Source organism: Martinezella dioscoreae, from assembly GCF_009176305.1.
GTDB lineage: Bacteria > Pseudomonadota > Alphaproteobacteria > Rhizobiales > Rhizobiaceae > Rhizobium > Rhizobium dioscoreae.
This window is the reverse complement of record NZ_BLAJ01000008.1, coordinates 96,363-117,234: the sequence shown is the minus strand read 5'-3', so window position 1 is coordinate 117,234 and position 20,872 is coordinate 96,363. Positions and strand designations below refer to the sequence as shown.

The 20,872-nt window shown below is 60.9% G+C and carries 19 protein-coding genes; 8 read left to right on the top strand and 11 right to left on the bottom strand.

Annotation, left to right across the window (positions count from 1 at the left end):
• Positions 1 to 75: 75 nt before the first annotated feature.
• The gene (locus GDN47_RS25570) at positions 76 to 777 is read right to left on the bottom strand and encodes an ArsR/SmtB family transcription factor (protein WP_113420119.1); all 702 of its coding nucleotides are present in this window, start codon (positions 775 to 777) and stop codon (positions 76 to 78) included.
• Between the two features lie 129 nt (positions 778 to 906).
• Between GDN47_RS25570 and GDN47_RS25565 the strand changes: the two genes are divergently transcribed.
• Both GDN47_RS25565 and GDN47_RS25560 read left to right on the top strand, forming a co-directional pair.
• Positions 907 to 1,674, top strand: a complete 768-nt coding sequence (locus GDN47_RS25565; RefSeq protein ID WP_152094544.1) for a metallophosphoesterase family protein — start codon at positions 907 to 909, stop codon at positions 1,672 to 1,674.
• A gap of 125 nt (positions 1,675 to 1,799) precedes the next feature.
• The gene (locus tag GDN47_RS25560) at positions 1,800 to 2,384 is read left to right on the top strand and encodes a tyrosine phosphatase family protein (protein ID WP_113354656.1); all 585 of its coding nucleotides are present in this window, start codon (positions 1,800 to 1,802) and stop codon (positions 2,382 to 2,384) included.
• Positions 2,385 to 2,455: 71 nt separating this feature from the next.
• Here the strand turns inward: GDN47_RS25560 and GDN47_RS25555 are convergent, their stop codons facing one another.
• From GDN47_RS25555 to GDN47_RS25545, 3 genes are all read right to left on the bottom strand, one after another.
• Positions 2,456 to 5,536, bottom strand: a complete 3,081-nt coding sequence (locus GDN47_RS25555) for an efflux RND transporter permease subunit (RefSeq protein WP_152094543.1) — start codon at positions 5,534 to 5,536, stop codon at positions 2,456 to 2,458.
• Between the two features lie 9 nt (positions 5,537 to 5,545).
• Positions 5,546 to 6,667: an efflux RND transporter periplasmic adaptor subunit gene (locus GDN47_RS25550; protein WP_233788749.1), complete on the bottom strand. Its 1,122-nt coding sequence runs from the start codon at positions 6,665 to 6,667 to the stop codon at positions 5,546 to 5,548.
• A 522-nt stretch (positions 6,668 to 7,189) separates the two neighbouring features.
• Positions 7,190 to 7,663 carry a VOC family protein gene (locus GDN47_RS25545; protein WP_113333372.1) on the bottom strand — a complete coding sequence of 158 codons (474 nt, stop codon included), beginning with the start codon at positions 7,661 to 7,663 and terminating at the stop codon, positions 7,190 to 7,192.
• Positions 7,664 to 7,811: 148 nt separating this feature from the next.
• Here GDN47_RS25545 and GDN47_RS25540 point away from each other — a divergent pair, with 148 nt between their 5' ends.
• From GDN47_RS25540 to GDN47_RS25515, 6 genes are all read left to right on the top strand, one after another.
• Positions 7,812 to 8,399 (top strand): GNAT family N-acetyltransferase, encoded by a 588-nt coding sequence (locus GDN47_RS25540; protein ID WP_233790127.1) that lies wholly within the window; start codon positions 7,812 to 7,814, stop codon positions 8,397 to 8,399.
• A 166-nt stretch (positions 8,400 to 8,565) separates the two neighbouring features.
• Positions 8,566 to 9,597, top strand: a complete 1,032-nt coding sequence (locus GDN47_RS25535) for an ABC transporter substrate-binding protein (RefSeq protein WP_152094542.1) — start codon at positions 8,566 to 8,568, stop codon at positions 9,595 to 9,597.
• Positions 9,594 to 10,634: a FecCD family ABC transporter permease gene (locus GDN47_RS25530; protein ID WP_113390891.1), complete on the top strand. Its 1,041-nt coding sequence runs from the start codon at positions 9,594 to 9,596 to the stop codon at positions 10,632 to 10,634. Before GDN47_RS25535 ends, GDN47_RS25530 begins: the two co-directional genes overlap by 4 nt.
• Entirely contained in the window at positions 10,631 to 11,392 is a 762-nt protein-coding gene (locus tag GDN47_RS25525; RefSeq protein ID WP_152094541.1) for an ABC transporter ATP-binding protein, read from the top strand. Before GDN47_RS25530 ends, GDN47_RS25525 begins: the two co-directional genes overlap by 4 nt.
• A gap of 149 nt (positions 11,393 to 11,541) precedes the next feature.
• Positions 11,542 to 12,309 (top strand): SDR family NAD(P)-dependent oxidoreductase, encoded by a 768-nt coding sequence (locus GDN47_RS25520; RefSeq protein ID WP_152094540.1) that lies wholly within the window; start codon positions 11,542 to 11,544, stop codon positions 12,307 to 12,309.
• Between the two features lie 246 nt (positions 12,310 to 12,555).
• Positions 12,556 to 13,644, top strand: a complete 1,089-nt coding sequence (locus tag GDN47_RS25515) for an ROK family protein (protein ID WP_152094539.1) — start codon at positions 12,556 to 12,558, stop codon at positions 13,642 to 13,644.
• 5 nt (positions 13,645 to 13,649) lie between these two features.
• Here GDN47_RS25515 and GDN47_RS25510 read toward each other — a convergent pair whose 3' ends face one another.
• The 7 genes from GDN47_RS25510 to GDN47_RS25480 form a co-directional block, all read right to left on the bottom strand.
• Positions 13,650 to 14,657: an SIS domain-containing protein gene (locus tag GDN47_RS25510; protein ID WP_145635027.1), complete on the bottom strand. Its 1,008-nt coding sequence runs from the start codon at positions 14,655 to 14,657 to the stop codon at positions 13,650 to 13,652.
• A 68-nt stretch (positions 14,658 to 14,725) separates the two neighbouring features.
• Positions 14,726 to 15,616 carry an ABC transporter substrate-binding protein gene (locus tag GDN47_RS25505; protein WP_113390920.1) on the bottom strand — a complete coding sequence of 297 codons (891 nt, stop codon included), beginning with the start codon at positions 15,614 to 15,616 and terminating at the stop codon, positions 14,726 to 14,728.
• A 63-nt stretch (positions 15,617 to 15,679) separates the two neighbouring features.
• Positions 15,680 to 16,468 (bottom strand): amino acid ABC transporter ATP-binding protein, encoded by a 789-nt coding sequence (locus GDN47_RS25500; protein WP_152094538.1) that lies wholly within the window; start codon positions 16,466 to 16,468, stop codon positions 15,680 to 15,682.
• Positions 16,465 to 17,331: an amino acid ABC transporter permease gene (locus tag GDN47_RS25495; RefSeq protein WP_113390886.1), complete on the bottom strand. Its 867-nt coding sequence runs from the start codon at positions 17,329 to 17,331 to the stop codon at positions 16,465 to 16,467. The genes GDN47_RS25500 and GDN47_RS25495 overlap by 4 nt, the downstream gene beginning before the upstream one ends.
• Entirely contained in the window at positions 17,328 to 18,281 is a 954-nt protein-coding gene (locus GDN47_RS25490; RefSeq protein WP_113354646.1) for an N-acetylglucosamine kinase, read from the bottom strand. Before GDN47_RS25490 ends, GDN47_RS25495 begins: the two co-directional genes overlap by 4 nt.
• Positions 18,282 to 18,497: 216 nt before the next feature.
• Positions 18,498 to 19,487 (bottom strand): NAD-dependent epimerase/dehydratase family protein, encoded by a 990-nt coding sequence (locus GDN47_RS25485; RefSeq protein WP_152094537.1) that lies wholly within the window; start codon positions 19,485 to 19,487, stop codon positions 18,498 to 18,500.
• A gap of 15 nt (positions 19,488 to 19,502) precedes the next feature.
• Positions 19,503 to 20,711, bottom strand: coding sequence for a glycosyltransferase family 4 protein (locus GDN47_RS25480; protein WP_152094536.1), 1,209 nt, complete (start codon positions 20,709 to 20,711; stop codon positions 19,503 to 19,505).
• Positions 20,712 to 20,872 lie beyond the last annotated feature (161 nt).

The window sequence follows — 20,872 nt, the reverse complement described above, 5'->3', positions numbered from 1 at the left end:
CGATCTTCGGATACCATAATATGGCGTACCAAAATCATCCATTGTCGAAATGAAGTCAATGCGGGAGAGCGCCCGTCAGAGCAAGGCTTGCTCGTCAATGCCGAAATGCTCCTTCAACACCTTCCAACCTTTCGGCGTGACGTCAACGGCCCGGGACGAAGGCGCCCGTCGTATGCAACCCTTCGCCAAGAGGAACTTGGTCAAATGAACGCCAAGCGGTCCAGCAAGATGATGTTCTCTCTCCGTCCAATCGAGGCATTGCCGGGCAAGCCCATGGCGCGTGGGTCTGATGCTGGCCGTGTTCATGCCCATGCGGTCGAACCACTTCGCACCATCAGGCGTGAGTTCGAACCGCTTCTTTTCGGCCGCGACAAGGAACCCCTGCTCCACCAATCCATGGGTTAGGGCGATCCCAACGCGGCCGGCTAGATGATCATAGCAGCAACGCGCGAACCGAAGCTTCCGCGCATCCCGGGTCAACGGCTTTCTTCGCACGGATTGCGCCGGACCGATGGAGGCGAGGGTCTCGAGCGCCAGCGCGACATGGGAACCGGCGAGACGGTAATATCGATGCCGCCCCTCGGCTTCCACGGCCAGCAGCTCGCCGGCCAATAATTTACCGAGATGCGAACTGGCTGTCTGTGCCGTCACGCCGGCCGCATGGGCGAGCTCGCCGGCTGGCCGCGCCCGGCCATCGAGGAGCGCCGACAATATGGCCGCCCGCGTGGGATCGGCAATCAGAAAGGCAACGGCTGCTATGTTCGGCTGGGTCGTCATGTCTAGGCCTCTCCACATCAGGCTGCATCATAACACCGATATAGTTCGCATGCTTCGACCCATGTCGAAGCATTGGGGCAGATCGCCATCCTAGACTGACCGCTCAAGCAATTGCCGCGGAACGGACCCATGACAAAGACCATCCTAGCCTTTTTCACCGACACCCATCTCGGCCAGAAGCTGGTCACCAAGACCGAAATCGCCGGCGACAAAATGGGCTATGAGAATACACCGCGACAGCACGAGCAGCATCTGCGCCTGGTCCTCAGCGATATCGCCCGCCGGGGCATTTCCAAGATCGTCTTCGGCGGCGATATCGGCACCGCGTGCTCGGTCGGCGGCTTTTTCGAGCATCTGCGCGCCCATGCCTTCGATGTGTCGCTCATTCTCGGCAATCACGATAGCTACGGCGATGTCGCGCCGTACCACGACATGAGCGGCGCTACCGTGGCTGGGAAACTTTGCTACTCGCAGCAAGATCCGCATCTGAAACGGATTTTCCTCGATACGTCCGACAACGTCGTCGGCGACGGCCAGCGCCGGTGGCTCGCCCGCGAACTCGAAGGTGTGAGACAGGCCGCGATCTTCCTGCATCATCCGATCCTGCCGCTCGACACGCCGATAGATCGAACCGGGGCAGCCCTGCGCGATCGGGACGAGGTCAGATCGCTTCTGATCGGCATGGATCGCCGGATATCCCTGTTCTGCGGTCACTACCACATGACCGACGAAGGCCGGGAGGCAAACATCACGCAATATGTCTCGCCAGCGGTCTCCTATCAGATCGTCAAGCAATCCGAACGTCTCACGGCCGATACGGGGACATTCGGCTATCGTATCCTGGAGATGGACGAAGAAGAGATCAAAACGCAGGTCGTCTTATTTTCAAGGACCTAGCCTGCGCGGACGGCTTGCCGCGCCACTTCGCGGCAACAGGGGGAAAAGCATTTTCACTTCAGAGCGATGGCGCTATATCGTATCGAAGCGCCGCGGAATCGCCAGCCGGTTTGAAGGATATCACAATGAGCGTGCTTCTCTCTCCAGAACTCACGGTTTGTGGCATTGAGGAGTTGCCCGATCAATGCGCGCGAAACGTCACCCATGTGCTTTCCCTCCTCGATCCGGAATATCCCGAGCTCGATGTCTTCCACTCCTATGCCGAGCATCATCGCACGACGCTTCGTTTTCACGATATCATCGCGACGGCTCCGGGGCGGGTCATGCCCCGGCCGGAACATGTCGAAGCCATCCTGAAATTCGGCTCCGAGTTTCAGGCGCGACAATATCCCGGGGCTTCGAGTCATCTGCTGGTGCATTGCCACATGGGCGTATCGCGCTCGACCGCCGCCATGCTGTCCTTGATGGCGCAAGCAAACCCTGATGAGCCGGGTGAGAGCCTGTTTACTCGTCTGGTCGCCATCCGTCCGCAGGCCTGGCCGAACTCCCAGATGATCGGATTTGCCGACGAACAGCTCGGCCGAAAGGGCGATCTGACGGCCGCGCTTGCCCGCCATTACGGTCGCCAGATCAAGAGCCGGCCCGATTTCGTCGACTGGATGACGCATCTCGGACGTCAGGCAGAACTCAATATGGCGATCCCCGCGTAAGGATCGCCTCCCCCGCCTGAAGACCGACAGCCGGCACGATAGCCTCGTTACCCATCTTGACTAGCCCCCACTCAATGCGCGGGAGCCGGTTCTGCTTCTGTTTCCGGTGCATCCTTCTTGTGATGATCGGCGGCGAGCAGCATATAGACCGCCGGCACGACGAAGAGCGTGAACAGCGTTCCGATGGCAAGACCGGCGGCGATCACCAGGCCCATGTTGAAGCGGGCGACAGCTCCTGCTCCGGTCGCCAGGATCAGCGGCACGACGCCCAGAACCATGGCGCCCGTCGTCATCAGGATCGGCCGCAATCGGATGCCGCAGGCACCTTCGATCGCCTCGCGCTTGGTCTTTCCCTCGGCCTGCAGCGTGTTTGCCACCTCGACGATCAGAATACCGTGCTTGCTGATCAGACCCATCAGCGTCACCAATCCGACCTGCGTATAGATGTTCATCGACGCGCCGCCGATACCGAGGCTGATGAAGGCAAGCGCGCCCGCGATCGACATCGGCACCGACACGAGGATGATGAACGGGTCGCGGAAGCTGTTGAACTGCGCCGAAAGCGCCAGGAACACGATGATCAGGGCGAGCGCGAATGTGGTCGCCATGCCGCTCGATTCCTGCACATATTGCCGCGACTGCCCGCCATAGTCGACCGAGTAGCCCTGCGGCAACGTCCGTGCCGCGATCGACTTCAATGTATTCAGCGCATCGCCGACGGCAACACCAGGCGCCGGCACGCCGGAGATCGTGGCCGAATTCAATTGCTGGAAATGCGCGACCGAGCGCGGCGTAGCCTGGAGTTTCGCCGTCGCGATCGCCGAAAGCGGGATCTTGTTACCGTTCACGTTCGCGATCGGATAGTTCATGATCTGATCGATGGTCTGGCGCGACCGTTGCTCGACCTGCGGGATGACCTGATACGAGCGGTTGTCGATACTGAAGTAGTTGACATAGCCGCCACCCAGCATGGAAGCGAGCGCCGAACCGACATTGTTCATGGACAGGCCGAGGGCCGAGGCCTTGCTGCGATCGATCTGGATCGAATATTGCGGATTATCGACGTAAAGATCCTTCGTCAGGAAGATGAACTCGCCGGATTTCTGCGCTTCCTGCAGGAAGGCGGTGGACACCTCGTTGAGCTGCTCGAAGCCGCTGGTGCTGCCGATGGCGAACTGCACGGGCAGACCGCTGGCGCCCGGCAGCGGCGGTATCTGGAAGACCACGGACTGTCCGCCGGCGATCTTCGCCAGATCGGCCTGCACCAGTGGCTGCAGCTGGTCCGCCGTTCTCGTGCGCTGGTCCCAGGGCTTCAGCACCATGCCCTCGAAGGATGTGCCGGGCACCTCGACCTGCAAGGTCTTGTCGGTTTCGGGGAAGCTGCGGAAGATCTTGGTGACCTGATTTGAATTCAGCAGCTTTTGCTGAAGCGTCGCGTTGGGAGGGTTCGTCACCTGCGCGGCCAGGAAGCCCTGGTCCTCGTTGGGAGCCAGCTCGGTCTTGGCGCTGGTATAGAGGAAATAGATGCTGCCAAGCACGATCACAGCAAAGACCAATGCCACCGGTACCGTGTTCAGGCTGCCGTGCAGCATGCGCACATAGGGCCGATGGATTTCCGAAAAGCGGCGGTCGATGAAGTCGGAGATACGCTCTTCCCAGCCACTGCGGTCGGTCAAATGCGGCTTCAGGATGCGCGAGCACATCATTGGCGTCAGCGTCAGCGCGATGATCATCGACACGGTAACGGCGCCGACAAGCGTGAAGGCGAACTCCGTGAACAGCGCGCCCGTCAGGCCGCCCTGGAAACCGATCGGAACGTAGACGGCGATCAGCACCACCGTCATGGCCAGGATCGGCCCGACGAGTTCATGCGCCGCGTCCAGCGCCGCCCTCATGGGCGTCGATCCCTCTTCGATGTGACGGTTGACATTCTCCACCACGATGATGGCATCGTCGACGACGAGCCCGATCGCCAGAACCAGGGCAAGCAGCGTCAGAAGATTGATCGAGAAGCCGAAGATCAGCATCATCGCGAAAGTGCCGACCAGCGACAGAGGTATGGCGACGACGGGAATGGCAACCGATCGCGGTGAACCGAGAAAGGCGAAGACCACGAAAATGACGATCACGAGAGCCTCGACCAGGCTCTTTACGACTTCATCGATGGAGGTGGTAACGAAAGTGCTGGAATCGTAGACGATGTAGCCTTCAAGCCCCTGCGGCAATTGCTGCTGTATACCTGGAAACACCGCGCGCACGCCGGCGATCACTTCGAGCAGGTTGGCTGTCGGGGCGATCTGGATGCCCATGAACACGCCGTCCTGCCCATCGAAGCCGATCTGGACGTCGGGATTCTGGGACCCGAGGGCAACGGTCGCGACATCCTTCAGCCGCACGATCGTGCTGCCGATCTGCTTGACCACCATTTCCTTGAATTCATCAGCGGAATGCAGGTCGGTCTGCGCCGTCAGCACCGTCTGTGTCATCTGGCCGCGGGTGGTGCCGATGCCGGAGATATAGTTGTTGGCGCCAAGCGCGGTCCAGACATCGCCGGCCGACAAGCCATAGGCGGCAAGCTTGTCCGGCTGCAGCCAGGCTCTCAAGGCGAATGTTCGCGCGCCGAGGATTTCGGCCGTCTGAACGCCGTTGACCGCCTGCAATTTCGGCTGGACGACGCGCGTCAGATAGTCGGTGATCTGGTTGCTGGCCAGAACGTCGCTTCGGAAGCCGATATACATGGCGTCGATCGACTGGCCAATGGAGACCGTCATGATCGGCTGCTGCGTGCCCGTGGGCAATTGATTGAGAACGGAGGATACCTTGGCGTTGATTTCGGTCATCGCCGCATCGGCGCTGTAGTTAAGCCGAAGGTTGACGGTGATCGTCGACGTGCCGCTCGTGCTCGTCGAGGTCATGTAATCGATGCCGTTGGCTTGGGCGATAGCGTTTTCGAGCGGTGTCGTGATGAAGCCGGCGATGACGTCGGGCGCCGCACCGGGATAGGTGGTCGTCACCGTGACGACGGCATTCTGGGTCTGCGGATATTGCCGCACGGTTAGCGAACGGAACGACTGGTAGCCGATCACGATAATCAACGCGCTGACCACCAGAGCAAGAACGGGGCGCTTGATGAAGATATCGGTGATATTCATCGCCACACCTCAGTTGGGATTTGCCGGGTTCGCGTTGGGATCGTTCGACGGCTGCACCTCGTTGTTGATGATGACAGGCGAGCCGTTATTCAGTTTCAGCTGGCCGGAGGTCACCACCACTTCGCCCGCGTTCAACCCTTTGGTCACCGAGATCTGGTCGCCCCGGGCCTGTCCCGTGCTGACGAACTTCTGATTGGCGACGAGCTGCGGCTTGCCATCCGCGCCGTTGCCCTTGTCGGTCACCACATAGACGACATTGCCGTAAGGGTTGATGGTGACGGCTGTCTGCGGCAGGGAGATGTATTCCTTCGGATCCCCGACCACCACAGTTATGTTGCCGAACATGCCGGGCAACAGCTTGCGATCGGGATTGGGGAAGGTTGCCCGGATGGTGATGTTACGGCTCTGGGTATCGACGAGCGGGCTGATCGCCGTGATCTTGCCGTCGAACGTCTGATTTCCATAGGCATCCACCGTCGCTGTCACCGCCTGTCCGACCTTCAGCTGCGACAGGGCCTGTTGCGGCATCGAAAAATCGAACTGGATCGGATCGAGCGACTGCAAGGTGACGACCGCGGTTCCTGCAGGCAGATACTGGCCGAGGCTGACCAGCCTGATGCCAAGGTGGCCATCGAAGGGAGCGCGGATCGAATATTGATCGATCAGCGCCTGCTGCGACGCGACCTGCGCCTGCGCCGCCTTCCAGTTCGCCAGATCGCTGTCGACCTGGCTTTGCGCGATGGTGTTCGCCTTGATCAGCTTGGAATCGCGCTCATAGGCGATCTGCGCATTCGTCATCGACGCCTTGTATTGTTCCAGCGTCGCGATCTGCTGATCGGCAAGCAGCTGCACGATGAGATCGCCCTTCTTGACGTCCTGACCATCCTCGAATCCGATCTTCTGGACAATGCCCTGGACCTGCGCCGAGAGATTGGCGCCTTCGACGGCATTGAAGCTGCCGATCGATTGCAGCGTCGTCTGCCACGGGCTCATAGCCGCCGTGATTGTCGAGACTGTCTGCGGTGGCGACTTGAGATTAGCCAGATAGGCCGCGATCATGCGGTTCTTGAATGCCTGGAAGCCGAAGATCCCGCCAAGGATCAGGCCTATGATGATCAGCATGATTATCATGCGTTTTATCATGAGTGTCAGCTCTACTCTTCGGGAACAGGTCGGGAGGAATTCTGATGGCGTCGGCGTGACGGGATTTCACAGCAATCCTCCCGGAAACCCGCCGGCACCGAAGCAGTCGCAAGCACATGACAGCCCGCGGCCAATCTTTGCATCGGAAGCGACTTTTGTGGGAACTGGCAGGTTCGGTCAGCCAAATTCCTTGGCCAAGGCCTTCATTACGCGGTCGTGCAGGTCGCCCACTGAAGACAGCGGTGACCTTGCAATGATTCCAGCTGGCGGCGTTCCGTGCGGCCATCCTCTGTAAACCTCACCAGTCAACCGCCATTGGCCTGCCTCTGCATTCGATCAAGGATAAGTTGTTATTATCCGATCCACAACAGCCGATTTCATATGCCTGAGCGCATATTTAATGGAGTCTTGAATAAAAGCAATCATAGCCCCGCGCACGCCCCCCATCCCAGATCACCATGACCTCGGCAACCTTGGATGGGATGCGTGCTCAGCAAGCCGTTTCAGTCCTCAGCCACGCCGGGCCGCGTCGATCGCTGCCACATCGATCTTCTTCATGGTCATCATCGCATCGAAAGCGCGCTTCGCCTGATCGCCGCCCTCGCGAAGCGCCTCCATCAGAATACGCGGCGTGATCTGCCAGGAGACGCCCCATTTGTCCTTGCACCAGCCGCATTCGCTTTCCTGGCCACCATTGCCGACAATGGCGTTCCAATAGCGATCCGTCTCTGCCTGATCCTCGGTGTAGATCTGAAACGAAAAGGCTTCATTGTGCTTGAACACCGGGCCGCCATTCAGGCCGACGCAGGAAACACCGGCGACCGTGAATTCCACGACCAGCACATCGCCCTGCTTGCCCTCCGGATAGTTTCCCGGCGCGCGGATGACGGCGCCCATGGCGCTATCTGGAAAAGTCTCGACATAAAACTTGGCGGCGGCCTCCGCGTCCTTGTCGTACCACAAGCAAATCGTATTCTTTGCCATTATCCCGGTCCTCCTGCTCTCCATTTCCCGATCATTGAAATAGGCGCGCAATCGCATTTCTCCACCCTCATCAATGCCATTTCGGCTGGGCAATGAGTTGTTTCCTGTCGTAGCCTCTACATCCGACGGGCGGTTTGAAGGCTCGGCCATGTCGGCCTGCCGTTCACTTCGTGAAACATTCGCATATGGAAGGCGAAATCATATGAGGAACATCGGCTCGCAGATCGAAACGCCGCGGCTGCTGCTCCGCCCTTCGCTTCTGTCCGATACCGCCAACTTGTTCGAATTTCTCGGCGATAAGGAAGCCATGAGGCACACTCATGTGGACGCGACACCTGCCGCCTGCCGTCGCAGGATCGCCGTTCATGAATGGCAACGTCGACGCGACGGATATGCACCCTGGACGGTGATCAGAAAGGATGATGCAAAAATCATCGGCTGGGGCGGCCTATACGACGATCCGTTTGAACCAGGCTGGGGCTGCGAAATCGGATATTTCTTCCATCGGGATGCCTGGGGCTGCGGATATGCATCGGAATTGGTCACGGCGGCGTTACGGCTGGCGGACCGGGAACTGCGGATTCGAGAGGTCCGCGCCTTTGCCCATCCTGACAATGCAGCCTCAAGGAAAATCCTGGAGATGGCAGGCTTCAGAATGGTTCGCTTCGTTCCAGAGATGAACCGCCTCCTCCTTTCCAGACCCGGACGCGAGGATGACACGGCCAACCGGAGCTGATGAAAAATACGTCTTCTGTCGGAAATGCATGGCGGGCAAAGTTTACAAATGCTCGCAGCGCAAAATAATATGACTTTTTTCCTCTTGTTTGTAACCGGGCGACGAGGCTATATCACGCGGGCGATTTCGTCCGATCGCGCTGACAATAGCCACCGGGATATATTTCGTGACCATATTGAAATCAGTTTTGACCGTTTCAGCTCTTTGCGCGGCGCTCGCCTCTGCCGCAGCGACAGCCTCCGCCGCTGCGACCAACTATCCGCTGACCATCGACAATTGCGGCACCAAGGTCACGTTCCAGAAGGCTCCGGAGCGCGCGATCGGGCTTGGACAGAACAGTGCCGAAATTCTTCTTTTGCTCGGCCTCGAAAACAAAATGGTCGGCACCGCCTTCTGGCCCAACAAGGTTCTGCCGCAGCTCGCGGAAGCCAATTCCAAGGTCAAGCTGCTGACGGTCGAATTCCCGACCTTTGAATCGATCCTCTCGGAAAATCCTGACTTCGTCACTGCCGCGCTGCCGACCCTGATGGGACCGAGCAGCAAGGTGGCAAAGCGCGAGGACTTCGAAAAGCTCAATATTCCCACCTATGTTTCCCCCAGCATCTGCCCGGCCCAGGGCGCCTCTCAGGATAAATACGGCAATGCCGCCCGCAGCCAGGTCTGGAACATGAGCACGCTCTACCAGGAAATCGACGAACTCTCGCAGATTTTCGATGTCCGCGACAAGGGCCAGGCGCTGATCGCGGATTTCAAAAAGCGGGAAGAGGCACTGCGCGCGAATGCGCCGAAGGATGGCAAGAAGCTCTCCTATGTCTTCTGGTTCTCCAGCCCGTCGCCATCCGCGGATGCCTATGTCGGCGGCAAAAACAGCCCCTCGGGTTATATCGCCGACCTGCTTGGCGGCCGCAATGCCATTACCACCGAAGCGGAGTGGCCGACGCTTGGCTGGGAGAACATCATAGCCGCCAATCCGGACGTCATCGTCGTCGCCAGCCTCGACCGCAATCGCTGGGAGCTCGACAAGCCTGAAGCCAAGATCAAGTTCCTGACCACCGATCCCGCCGTCAGCCAGCTAGCCGCGGTCAAGAACAAGGCGATTGTCGTCATGGACGGCCAGGCCATGAATCCGACCATCCGGACAATCTATGGCGCCGAGCAGGTCGCCCAGCAGCTGAAGGCGCTTGGTCTTCTGAAGTGACCGACGTGTATCGAACCCTGAGGCAGCTCGCCATCATCGGCCTGCTGCTTTTTGCCTCTCTCGCGGCGATCAGCCTGACGATCGGCGTCAGCGTCGGTATCGGTGATCTACCGATCCCGCTTTCGACGACCTTCCATGCCATCACCAACAGGCTGGGATGGACGGGGATCGAACTTAACCGCATCCACGAAACGGTGATCTGGGACTATCGCCTCAGCCGGGCGCTCGTGGCCGCTTTCTGTGGAGCGGGCCTGGCGCTCTCGGGCGCGATCATGCAGTCGCTCCTTCGCAACCCGCTTGCCGAACCCTATGTGCTCGGCATCTCGGCGGGCGCTTCGACCGGCGCGGTCGCGATCGTCATACTCAATATCGGCGCGGGCGCGGTTTCCCTTTCGGCTGGTGCCTTCGCCGGCGCGTTCGCGGCCTTCTTCTTCGTCGCTCTGCTTTCGAACGGCACGCGAGGCGGCGCCGACCGCACGATCCTTGCCGGTGTCGCCGCCTCCCAGCTGTTCAATGCTGCGACATCCTATATCGTGACGACGTCGGGAAACGCGCAGCAGGCACGGGATGTGATGTTCTGGCTGCTCGGCAGTTTCGGTGGTGTCCGCTGGCCGGAATTCATGCTGGTCGCGACCATTGTCGGTTTCGGCCTGGTGGCTTGCCTGCTCTATGCACGCGTGCTGGATGCGTTCGCCTTTGGCGACGAGGCCGCGTCGTCTCTCGGCGTCAATGTCGGGCGGGCGCGGATCTGGCTCTTCGCGCTGACCGCAATGATGACGGCAACGATTGTCAGCATGGTCGGATCCATCGGCTTTGTCGGTCTCGTCGTGCCGCATGCGGCCCGCTTCTTCGTCGGCCCGCTCCACATCCGGCTGCTGCCGGCCTGCGCCATTGTAGGAGCGATCTTCATGGTGCTGGCGGATATCGCCTCGCGCGCCCTCATCCCTCAGCAGGTTCTGCCGATCGGAGTGGTCACGGCGCTGGTGGGCGTTCCCTTCTTCTCTATCATTCTCTACCGGTTCCAGCGCGCATCATGAGCATCAAGGCCGACAACGTCATCTGGAAAATCGGCACAAAGACCGTACTCGACGGGGTCTCCTTTGAGGCGCCCGCGGGCAAGATGCTCGGCCTGCTTGGACCGAACGGCTCCGGCAAGACCTCGCTCCTGCGTCTGCTTGCCGGCTTGAAACGGCCGAATTCCGGTCGCATCACGCTCGAACAGAAGGATCTGCGACGGATGTCCCGCCGTTCGATCGCAAGGCGCATCGCCTTCGTTGAGCAGCACAGCACCACCAACGCCAATCTCAAGGTCATCGATGTCGTGAGGCTCGGCCGGTTTCCGCATCGCTCGATGTTTTCCGGCTGGACGTCGGCAGAAGACGAGGCGGTCGAAGATGCTCTCGCACGCGCCGGCATGAGGGCAAAACGCAACGACCGATGGCAGAGCCTGTCGGGTGGCGAAAAGCAGCGCGCCCACATCGCACGCGCCTTGGCACAGGCGCCGAAGGAACTGATCCTCGACGAGCCGACCAACCACCTCGATATCCAGCATCAGATCAGCCTGATGCGGCTGGTCGCCGGCCTGCCGGTCACCAGCATCATCGCTCTTCACGATCTCAATCATGCCGCCATGTTCTGCGATGAATTGATTGTCATGCAGCAAGGCAGGATAGTCGCCTCCGGCACCCCGGAAGCCGTGCTGACCGAAGATCTGCTGAGAACCGTCTTTGCTGTCGAGGCAAGGATCGAAGCCTCTCCTCACCAACCCCGGCCGCATATTCACTATCTGCGATGAGGAAATCCGGAACGCCCCTGATTGCCCTTGCCTCACCATGGAACCGAGCGCATCTTTCGCGATAAGCTCGGCAGGCTCGAGCGTTTCGAAGGGCATCGCAAGAAGATCGCAAGGCGCCGGTCCTGGACACGCGGCGGATGGGGGAACACATGACAGACAGGCTCAAGGGCAAGATCGCCATCATTTCGGGCGGCGCCACCGGCATGGGCGGTGCGGCCTCCCGCCTTTTCGCGGCCGAAGGCGCGAAGGTCGCGATCATCGACAGAAATGGCGATGCGGCGGCACAGACCGCGCGCGAAATCCGCGATGCCGGCGGCATCGCCGATCATTGGGTTGCCGATGTTTCGGATGAAGCGGCCGTCAATGCCGCGGTCAAGGACATCGAGGGCCGCTTTGGCGCCGTCACCGTACTGTTCAACCATGCCGGCACCATCGTCATCAAGCCATTCCTCGAAACGACGCTCGAGGAATGGGAGTGGCTGCACGGCGTCAACGTCCGCTCGATGTTCCTGATGACCAAGGCGGTGCTGCCGGGCATGATCGCCGCCGGCGGCGGCTCCATCGTCTGCACCTCGTCGATCTCCGCCGTCGCGGCGACCCCGATGGAGGTGCTCTATGACACGACGAAGGGAGCGGTGCATATGTTCGCCCGCGCCATCGCCGTCGAATTCCGCGATCGCAATATCCGCTGCAACGCCGTCTGTCCCGGTTTCATCCGCACGCCGCACGGGCTGCGCGAGGTTGCGGAGCTGAAGGCTCTCGGCGTCGATGTCTCGGATGCGGCGATCGCGGCCCAGCAAGGGCGCATCGGCGAGCCCGAGGATGTGGCACGCGCCGCTCTCTATCTGGCCTCCGACGAGTCCAACTTCGTCAACGGCATCCACCTCTTCGTCGACAATGGCTTTACCGCCATCTGACAGAAAGGCATCCGCATGCGATCATGCGAGCAAATCGATATTTTTCAATAGGATATGACTGTCAATTTCATGACACCGATGGTAAGGGAGCTTTACGAATGACTTCACTGCCCCGGGTGTCCTTTGAGTACAGCTTGGCAACAGACCGGAATTGACGCGCCGCCGTTGACGGAGAGCGCGCGGGCGGTGCTGCGAACCATCGCGAGCAGCGGCCCCGCGACCAGACCGCAATTAAGCGCGGCGCTGATGTTTTCGAAACCCACCATGTCGGCGGCCGTCAGCGAACTTGAACGGCACGACCTGCTCGCGCCGGTCGGCATCAATCGTGGCTCGATCGGACGAACCTCCGTCACCTACGGTCTAGGACCAAAGGCGGGCTTCGTCGTCGGCGTCGATTGCGGCACGACCCATATCAACGCCATTGCCCGCGGCCTCGACGGGACAACACTCGCGACCGTCGAAATGCCGCTTGTCGACAAATCCGCCGATGAACGGTTTCGTCTGATAGAAGATGTCGTCGCACGATTGCTTTCCCAGTTCGAAGCACGATCGACGCCGTTGCGCGCAATCGCGATCGCCCTGCCGAACATCATTTCCGCATCGCTGGAGAGAATGTCTGGCCGCGAAACCTTGATACCCGTTCTGGAACATTTTCAGGCCATCTACGCCGCGCCCGTATTGCTTGAAAACAACGTCAACTGCGCTGCCCTTGCCGAATATCACGAAGGATCGGCAAAACAGTATTCCTTCGCGATCTACATGCAGATCGGCGTGAAGACCGGCATGGGCATCGTGCTGGACGGCCGGCTTTTCCGGGGCTTTAAGGGTGGCGCCGGCGAAATCGGCCACCTGCCCTTTCCGTGGTCGCAACATGAGCGGCCGAAATGGCAGCAAGTGGAAACCTATATGGGATCCACGGCCCTTCTCGAGCGCGCGGCGCTAGATTGGCCCGAAAACGAAGGTGCGCCGCCGAAAAGCACCAGCGAGCTTTTTGCCCGCATGGAACAATCCCGCACGGCGCGCGCCATTGTCGAGCAGCACGCCCGCGATGTCGGAAACCTGGCCGCCGCCTGCGTCAGCGTGCTCGATCCGCAACTGATCGTGCTTGGCGGCGGCGTCGGGCAGAACCCGCAATTGCTGCCGGGCGTGAGGGATGTGGTGAGGGAATTGTGCTGGCCTGTGGAAGTGGTCAATGGCCAGCTATCGAACCAGGCGACCGTTCTTGGCGCCGTGCGCCTCGCCATCGACTTCGCCATGGCGAGACTTTTAGGAGAGGAAGGCAAGGCCGCCTTCCTTTATCCGAATGCGCTGACCGTGGGTCGCATCAGCATCTGAGAGGTTCACATGTCGCGTTTGGTATCGGTCTGACGGTAGCGGAATTCGCAGACCGGCAGGCCGGCATCCTCCGAGAGCGTCGCGATCAGCAACTGCGCGGGAATTGCCTGCAGAATGGCATCGCCAATGCCTTCGGAGAAGGCCGGCACATGGATGACGACGAGATTGTCGGCATCCGCGATATCGGTCCGCGCGGTGACGAGGACGGAGGGAATGCCGAAGCCGGCGAGATCGCGCGCCAGCTTCACCTCGCGACCGTTGCCGAACAACAGCACGCCGCTATCCCTGTCGTTCGGCTCCATCGGCCCATGGAGAAAGTTCAGCGTATCCCAATCCTGGGCGGCGACGCGCGCGGCCTCGCGGATCAGGAGCGCGGCATAGCCGGCCGTGCCGAGTGCCGTGCCCGCACCAACGCAATCGATTGACGTCTTGCCGGCCAGCAACTTGGCTCCCTTGTCGGCCTGGGCGCGCGTTTCGGTTAATACGGCCTCGGCGCGACCTGAAAGCTCCCGCCAATTCGCGCCGGACGGGCGACCGGCCTTGTCGATGAGCAAGGCCGCGCTCAGAAGCGATCCGAGATAACTTGTCGTATTCGGACCGCTATCCGCGCCGCTCTCGGTTGCGATCATATGCTTCACGACCCGCGAAATCGGCGTGCAGTCCGCCTTGGCGATACCATAGGAATGGGCGTTGGGACGGAGCTCCATCGCGCGCGCCGGCTCTTCGCTGCGGCCGGAGGCGGAAAAAGCGATATAGGCCTCGCCGGCATCGACGGATGGGTCATGGAGATCGGTACCCGGCAGGGCGAAGGCGCGTAGGCCCTGCGCGCGCATCTGCGCGGCGGCGACGACGGCCGCATAGAGGCTGGCGCCGATCCCGACGAGGACCGTCGGTCCACGCCTTACCGGCTCCAGGTCGAGCGTTTCGAGCCGTTTGGAGACGGTATTGAAGCAGGTATTGAGGGCAGCGGGCTGCAATGCGATCGCTTCGCGGTAAGGCACTCTGTCTGTCATGATCATTCCCATTTCGTTACAAGGAATGGCGGCCGCGTAAGTAGCGGCCGCCTGAGGATTGGCCGATCTCAATCCAGCTTCATGTAGTCGGCGAAGCGCGCCGCATCGTTGATGGTGACCTTGTCGAGTTTGTTCTCGCCAAGGCCCCATTTCTCGAAGATCTTGGCATAGGAGCCGTCGTCGATCATCGACTGCATGGTGGCCGCCAGCGCATCGCGCAGCTTCGGATCATCCTTGCCGACGAGCATTGCCTGGTAGCCCACCGCATATTGGGCACCGGTCACGAGCTCCAGTTTCTTGTTACCCGCCGGCTGATGCTGGAGGCTGTAGGCCGCGACGCCCGTCGTATCCATGGAAAGATCGACGCGACCGCTCTGCAGCGCGATCTTGATCTGGTCGTTCGAGGGAAACTGCATGACGTTGAGCGGCTTATCGGCCGGGCAAAGCGTCTTCTGCTTGTCCAGGAGCTGAAGCGGGATCGAGCCTTGGACCGCGCCGGCATTGAGCCCACAGGCGTCCTTCAGCTTGTGCACGCCCTTCGGATTGCCCTCCAGCACGATGATGCTGGTGCCCTCGAGCATGTAGTTGACGACATCGACGATCTTCTCGCGCTCGGCAAAATCGCCGAAGGCGGACATGCCCATATCGAAACGGCCGGCCTGGATGCCGGGGATGATGCTGGCGAACTGCGCCGGCACGTCGGTAAACCTAACGCCGAGACGCGCGCCCATCTCGTCGCGAAGATCGCGTTCGAGGCCGATGATCGTCTTATTGTCCTCGCCGTAGAAATCGTAGGGCGGTGTCTGCGGTTCCGTCCCGACCTTGATCTCCCCCGAGGACTGGATCTTTTCGGGCAGCATGGCGTGCAGTTTCTGGTCGACGCCCGCGCCCCAGGCCGTGGAGCTCGCGAGCATGGTCGCCAAGGCGAAGGTGATTGTCAGCTTTGTCTTCCCTGTCATTGTCATTCCCCTTTTTTGCTCGTGCACGTGAAGGACGTGCGGCCTTGTCGCGGTGCCTGCCAGTCAGTGCATCCGTCTCAAAAACGCCTGGGTTCTTTCCTGCCGCGGATTGTCGAGCACGTCGCGCGCCGGCCCTTCCTCGACGACGACACCCTGATCCATGAATACGATACGGTCGGCGACGTCGCGGGCGAAGGAAAGCTCATGCGTCACCACGATCATCGTCATGCCGTCCGCCGCGAGCTTGCGCATCACGTTCAGCACCTCGCCGACGAGTTCGGGATCGAGCGCGGATGTCGGCTCGTCGAAAAGCATCAGCTTCGGGCTCATCGCCAATGCCCGGGCGATCGCCACGCGCTGCTGCTGGCCGCCGGAGAGCTGATAGGGATAGGCGCTGCCGCGGCCTTCGAGATCGACCATCTTCAGGAGCTCCCGCGCCCGGGCCAGAGCCTCCTCGCGCGACTTGCCGCGATTGAGCATCGGCGGCTGCGAAATGTTCGTCAGCACGTCCTGGTGAGCGAAAAGATTGAAGCGCTGAAACACCATGCCGATGTCGCGCCGCTGCACGGCCAGCTCCTTGCCGCTCATCTCGTGCAGGGCATCGCCGCGCTCGTGATAGCCGATCAACTGCCCGTCGACGAGAATGCGGCCCGCCGTCATTCGCTCCAGGTGGTTGATGCATCTGAGGAAGGTCGATTTCCCGCTTCCCGAGGGACCGAGCAGGCAGACGACCTCGCCCTTGTCGACGGAGAGATTGATGCCCTTCAGCACTTCGAGCGAACCGAAGGATTTGTGGACGTCGATCGCCTCGACGAGGGCCCTTGCCGAGGACGATGTTGCAGGAGCACTCATCCGTTTCTCCCTTCCGCGCCCATGAGGCGCAGGGCGCCTTGCAGGAGGCCAGGCGCCTGGTTCGTGGATTTTCCAAGCCGGCTCTCGATGACGAGCTGGATGGCGGAGGCGATCGTGGTCATCACGAGGTACCAGATGCTGGCAACGATCAGCAGTTCGATGATCAGGAAGTTCCTGGCATAGATGTTCTGCGCGCGCGTCAGCAGGTCCTGGGCCGCAACGACGGAGACGAGTGAGGTCGTCTTCAGCATCGAGATCGTTTGGTTGCCGATCGGAGGGATGATGACGCGAAGCGCCTGGGGAAAGATGATGCGCAGCATCGATTGGGCGGGCGTATAACCGAGCGCCTTGGCGGCCTCATGCTGGCCGCTATCGACGGCGAGCAGTCCGCCGCGAATGATCTCCGCCATATAGGCCGCCTCATTGAGGCTGAGGGCAAGAAGCGCCGCGACGAAAGCCGTGACGATCGAGTTGGTGTCGATATGAATCGATCCGACATCGATACTCGGTATGAAGAGCTGGATGTTGAACCAGAAGATGATCTGAACCAGCAGCGGCGTGCCGCGGAAGAACCAGATATAGAGGCTCGCGAAACCGGACAGCACCGGATTGGACGCGAGCCGCATCGTGGCAAGGATGGCGCCGGCAACGATGCTGATGATCATCGACAAGACGGTGAACAGGATGGTCAGCTTGACCCCATCCAGGATCGTCTCGTCGAAGATATATTGCGGTATGGCCGACCAGGCGATGTGACGGCTGGTGGCGACCATGAACGCCAGCAATACGACGACAGCGATCAGCACGACCGCGATCAATCTCTGCCCCCAGTTTCGTGCGGGAATGATCTTCCGGGAGGTCATGCGGCTCTCCAATCATCAGCGGTTTTCAGCTCGCCGTCGAGATGCGGCGGCGGCAAGGTGGCCGGCAGGTCACCACGACTGAGCTTGCGGGCGAGCACCAATGCCCCCGCCACCGGCGGCTCGTCGAGAAGGGTCAGCGTCAGATCGGGCAAGCGGTCACTGAGGGCGGTCTTGAAGGCCGCCAGAAGCCGCGGCTGACGGGCAATGACGCCGCCGCCGGTAACGACATCGCCACGCGGCGCGCCACGTTCCAGCAATTGCGCGGTGAGCTTGGCAAGGGAGGCACCCGCCTCCGTGATGACCTTGTTGGCATATCGCGAACCGGCATCCGCCGCCTCGAATACGAGCGGCGCGAAGCGGCCTATGCCGGCTGCCGATCCGATCTCGCCCAACGCCCGCCCGATCTCTATCGGCGACGATATCGCAAGGGCCTCGATGAGGCTGCGACCGAGGAGATCAAGCGGTTGGCCCTGGTCTAGCGCAAATCGGATGGTCCGGGCCGCTTCCCGCACAAGACCGCTCGCGCTTCCTTCGTCGCCCAGATACCACCCCCACCCGCCGGATGCGATCATCCTGCGCGCGGCATCGCGCGAGACCGCAATTGAACCGGTGCCGCTGATGACGGAAATGCCAGTCGACTTGCCCGCCGCCGGCAGCAACAGCTCGGAGTCGTTGAGGACCAGCACGGCGCCGGGCAAGTGCCGGGCGAGCCTTGCTTGCAGCCCAAGCCGATCCTCGTCGCTGTCGCAGCCATGCGCGCCGACGACCGTGATCTTTGGGATGGCTCCGGTCGTCGCCACAAGCAGCGAAACGAGGGCCCGCGCATCCGCATCATGATCGACGCGAGCGCGCCATTCAGCCGTGTGGACGACTCTTTCGCCAACGGTTTCGCCATTCATCTCGGCGATGAGCTGCGTTTTGGTTCCACCAATATCAATTCCAGCAATCATGCGTCCCGATCCATTTGTTAGGTAACTTACCTAATTATAAGAGACGCGCAAGCACTATTTCGCGGTTCTTCAGATCGGTGGATGATCCCGAGGTCGAGTTGACGCGTGGCGACGCGTGGCCGGAGCGATCGGTGCGCCGCCGAATTTAGATGGGGGCGCAACCGGTCGGCCCCGGACCTCGTCGATGAGACGTGATAACCATGATTGGTGATGGGGTCAGATGGCGACTGCGTATGACGCCTGCTCGGCCTGAAGATATGCGAGCATGCGTGCGATCCCCTCCTCCAGACCGACCGTGGGGGTCAGTCCGTAGGAGCGTTGCAAGGCTGTGTCGCCGCAACGGTAAAAGACACCTTCCGGATGATTCGATCGCCCGCTGACAACCGGCTGCCAGCCGATCCGCCGACTGATCGTCTCGGCGAGTTCGATGAAGGAAGTCGCGGTGCCGGTCGATAGATTGAGGCTTGCCCCGTCTGGAAGCAGCTCCCTCGTCCGCCAGATGAAGTCGATGCAGTCCGAGATGTGGATAAAATCCCGGCACTGACGGCCCGAGCCCCAGACGAAGACCTCGGGCGCGCCCTTTTCCGCAAGCAAGCGGCGGCAGATCGCCGGGAAAGGATAGGCAAGATCCTGGTCCTCGCCATAGCCGCTGAACGGCCTGTAGGCGATGGCCCGCCGGCCGTAGCGTTCGACATAGAGTTTCATCAGATATTCGCCGGTCAATTTTGCCCAGCCATAGCTGAGATCGGGGACACCGACGGCGGCGTCGAAATTGATCATCTCCTCCGACAGCAGCCGATGATTGGCGACGGTCTGTAGCGACACCGGATAGGCCGCGCTGGAGCTGAAAAATATGACCGAACCGGGTTTGGCTCGCGATGCCCATTGCCACAGTTCCGCATCGACCGCCAGATCCTTGGCGACGTCGAGCGCGCGCGTCTCGAGCGTCAAGCGACCGCCGACGAGCGCGGCCAGATGGAAGACATAGTCGAAATGTTCGGGAGGCCGTGCGAAGAACGTCCGGCAATCCTCTTCGCAAAAGGTGAAGCGTGAACGCCGAAGCCGCTGCCACAGTTCCGGATGCAGCGCGCCCGTTCCCGCGACCAGGGAATCGACGCAGACGACATCCAAGCCCTCGGCAAGAAGCCGCCGGACAAGATGCCGGCCCACGAAACCGCAACCACCAGTCACCAATGCGCGCACCATCGTCTCCCCCAACCACTATGCGGAAAAATCGCCCCGTCCCAGATAGATATCCACCATGCGGCGCCCCCATTCCGCCCTGCTCGGCGCGATGCGGCGGCCAAGGGCCAATGCCCCTTCGCTCAGCCGCCGCATCAATCGATCGTCATCCGTCGCCATCAATTTCTCGGCCAGCGAATCCGCATCGCCGCTATCGAAAACCAGGCCGGCGCCATTCTCCTCGACCTCCGCCGCGATCAACGCATTGCTGCTGACGATGACCGGGATGCCGGACATCAATGCTTCGGCGGCGACCAGGCCGTAAGGCTCCGGCATGCGCGACGGCATGACGAAAACGCGCGCTGTGCCAGCGATCTCGCTCACCTCTTCGTCGCTTAGCCAGCCAGGCACATGGCAATGCGGCAACAGCCGCCGCATCTCGGCTAGCAATGGCCCACGCCCGATCAGCGTTGCCGTCCTGCCCGTCTTGTTGAGCGCGTCCGCCAGTGTCTGAACCCCTTTTTCCCAGCACATGCGACCGAGGAAAACAGTGCGGCGGTTGCGCCACGCCTCGACGGGCGCCGGCGTCAATGGCTGCGTCGGCGTGCGCAGCGTCGTGAAATGCCGGAAGGGGCCAGTGCGTAGAAATGCCTCCATGCTCTCATGCGCCAGGACGATGCCCACCTGGCTCCAGAACCTCTCGCCGACCCCCTGCTGTGTCAGGGTGCGGCGGAAGCGCCAAAGCTTATGGAGATAACTGCGCTTGTCGCAATTGGTCGTCAGACAGGCGAGAGATAGCGGCTTGATGTCGCAAACCTCGCCGCTGCGGAAATTGATAAGGCCGCCATTCGGGCAGGTCAGGAAGAAATCATGCGCCGTGACGATGACTTTGACCCGATGCCTGGCAAGCGCATAGAAAATCGAGGGCGAGAGGATCTGCGACCAGCCATGTACATGGACAACGGTTTCCTCATCCGATTCCCGAAGCAGGCCCTCCATCGCCTCATAGGCCCGCCGATTGTAGTTCTTCGCGAGGATATCGACGGTCGCCGGGCCTTCCCGAAGGGCGCGCTCGCCCAGCGCGACCGTGCGGATGTCGGCAAAGCGCTGCTTGAGGCCCTCGCCATCATCACCGACCAGCATGGCGCATGTCAGCCCGGCATCCCTGCTTGCCTCGAGACATTGCAGCGCCACCTTGGTCGCGCCACCGCGAACGATCGAAACATCATTGACAAGTATGAGACGCATGAGACCAGCAACTCGCCTATGGCATTAACCCGACGCGGCGAAAGAAACCGTCCTCTTACGTTTCGCGCCCGATACATAAAGCGCCCTAACGCAGCGCTTTTTCAATTCATCCATTCGCACGAGAGCATCCCGCTTTCAGGTTGAATCCACAGGATCTCTTC

Coding starts and splice junctions, on each gene's coding strand:
- GDN47_RS25485 (WP_152094537.1), bottom strand. CDS start 19,487: ATGGTGCGCGCATTGGTGACTGGTGGTTGCGGTTTCGTGGGCCGGCAT.
- GDN47_RS25500 (WP_152094538.1), bottom strand. CDS start 16,468: ATGAGTGCTCCTGCAACATCGTCCTCGGCAAGGGCCCTCGTCGAGGCG.
- GDN47_RS25570 (WP_113420119.1), bottom strand. CDS start 777: ATGACGACCCAGCCGAACATAGCAGCCGTTGCCTTTCTGATTGCCGAT.
- GDN47_RS25525 (WP_152094541.1), top strand. CDS start 10,631: ATGAGCATCAAGGCCGACAACGTCATCTGGAAAATCGGCACAAAGACC.
- GDN47_RS25545 (WP_113333372.1), bottom strand. CDS start 7,663: ATGGCAAAGAATACGATTTGCTTGTGGTACGACAAGGACGCGGAGGCC.
- GDN47_RS25565 (WP_152094544.1), top strand. CDS start 907: ATGACAAAGACCATCCTAGCCTTTTTCACCGACACCCATCTCGGCCAG.
- GDN47_RS25495 (WP_113390886.1), bottom strand. CDS start 17,331: ATGACCTCCCGGAAGATCATTCCCGCACGAAACTGGGGGCAGAGATTG.
- GDN47_RS25505 (WP_113390920.1), bottom strand. CDS start 15,616: ATGACAGGGAAGACAAAGCTGACAATCACCTTCGCCTTGGCGACCATG.
- GDN47_RS25560 (WP_113354656.1), top strand. CDS start 1,800: ATGAGCGTGCTTCTCTCTCCAGAACTCACGGTTTGTGGCATTGAGGAG.
- GDN47_RS25540 (WP_233790127.1), top strand. CDS start 7,812: ATGTCGGCCTGCCGTTCACTTCGTGAAACATTCGCATATGGAAGGCGA.
- GDN47_RS25550 (WP_233788749.1), bottom strand. CDS start 6,667: ATGATAATCATGCTGATCATCATAGGCCTGATCCTTGGCGGGATCTTC.
- GDN47_RS25520 (WP_152094540.1), top strand. CDS start 11,542: ATGACAGACAGGCTCAAGGGCAAGATCGCCATCATTTCGGGCGGCGCC.
- GDN47_RS25490 (WP_113354646.1), bottom strand. CDS start 18,281: ATGATTGCTGGAATTGATATTGGTGGAACCAAAACGCAGCTCATCGCC.
- GDN47_RS25510 (WP_145635027.1), bottom strand. CDS start 14,657: ATGACAGACAGAGTGCCTTACCGCGAAGCGATCGCATTGCAGCCCGCT.
- GDN47_RS25515 (WP_152094539.1), top strand. CDS start 12,556: ATGTTTTCGAAACCCACCATGTCGGCGGCCGTCAGCGAACTTGAACGG.
- GDN47_RS25480 (WP_152094536.1), bottom strand. CDS start 20,711: ATGCGTCTCATACTTGTCAATGATGTTTCGATCGTTCGCGGTGGCGCG.
- GDN47_RS25555 (WP_152094543.1), bottom strand. CDS start 5,536: ATGAATATCACCGATATCTTCATCAAGCGCCCCGTTCTTGCTCTGGTG.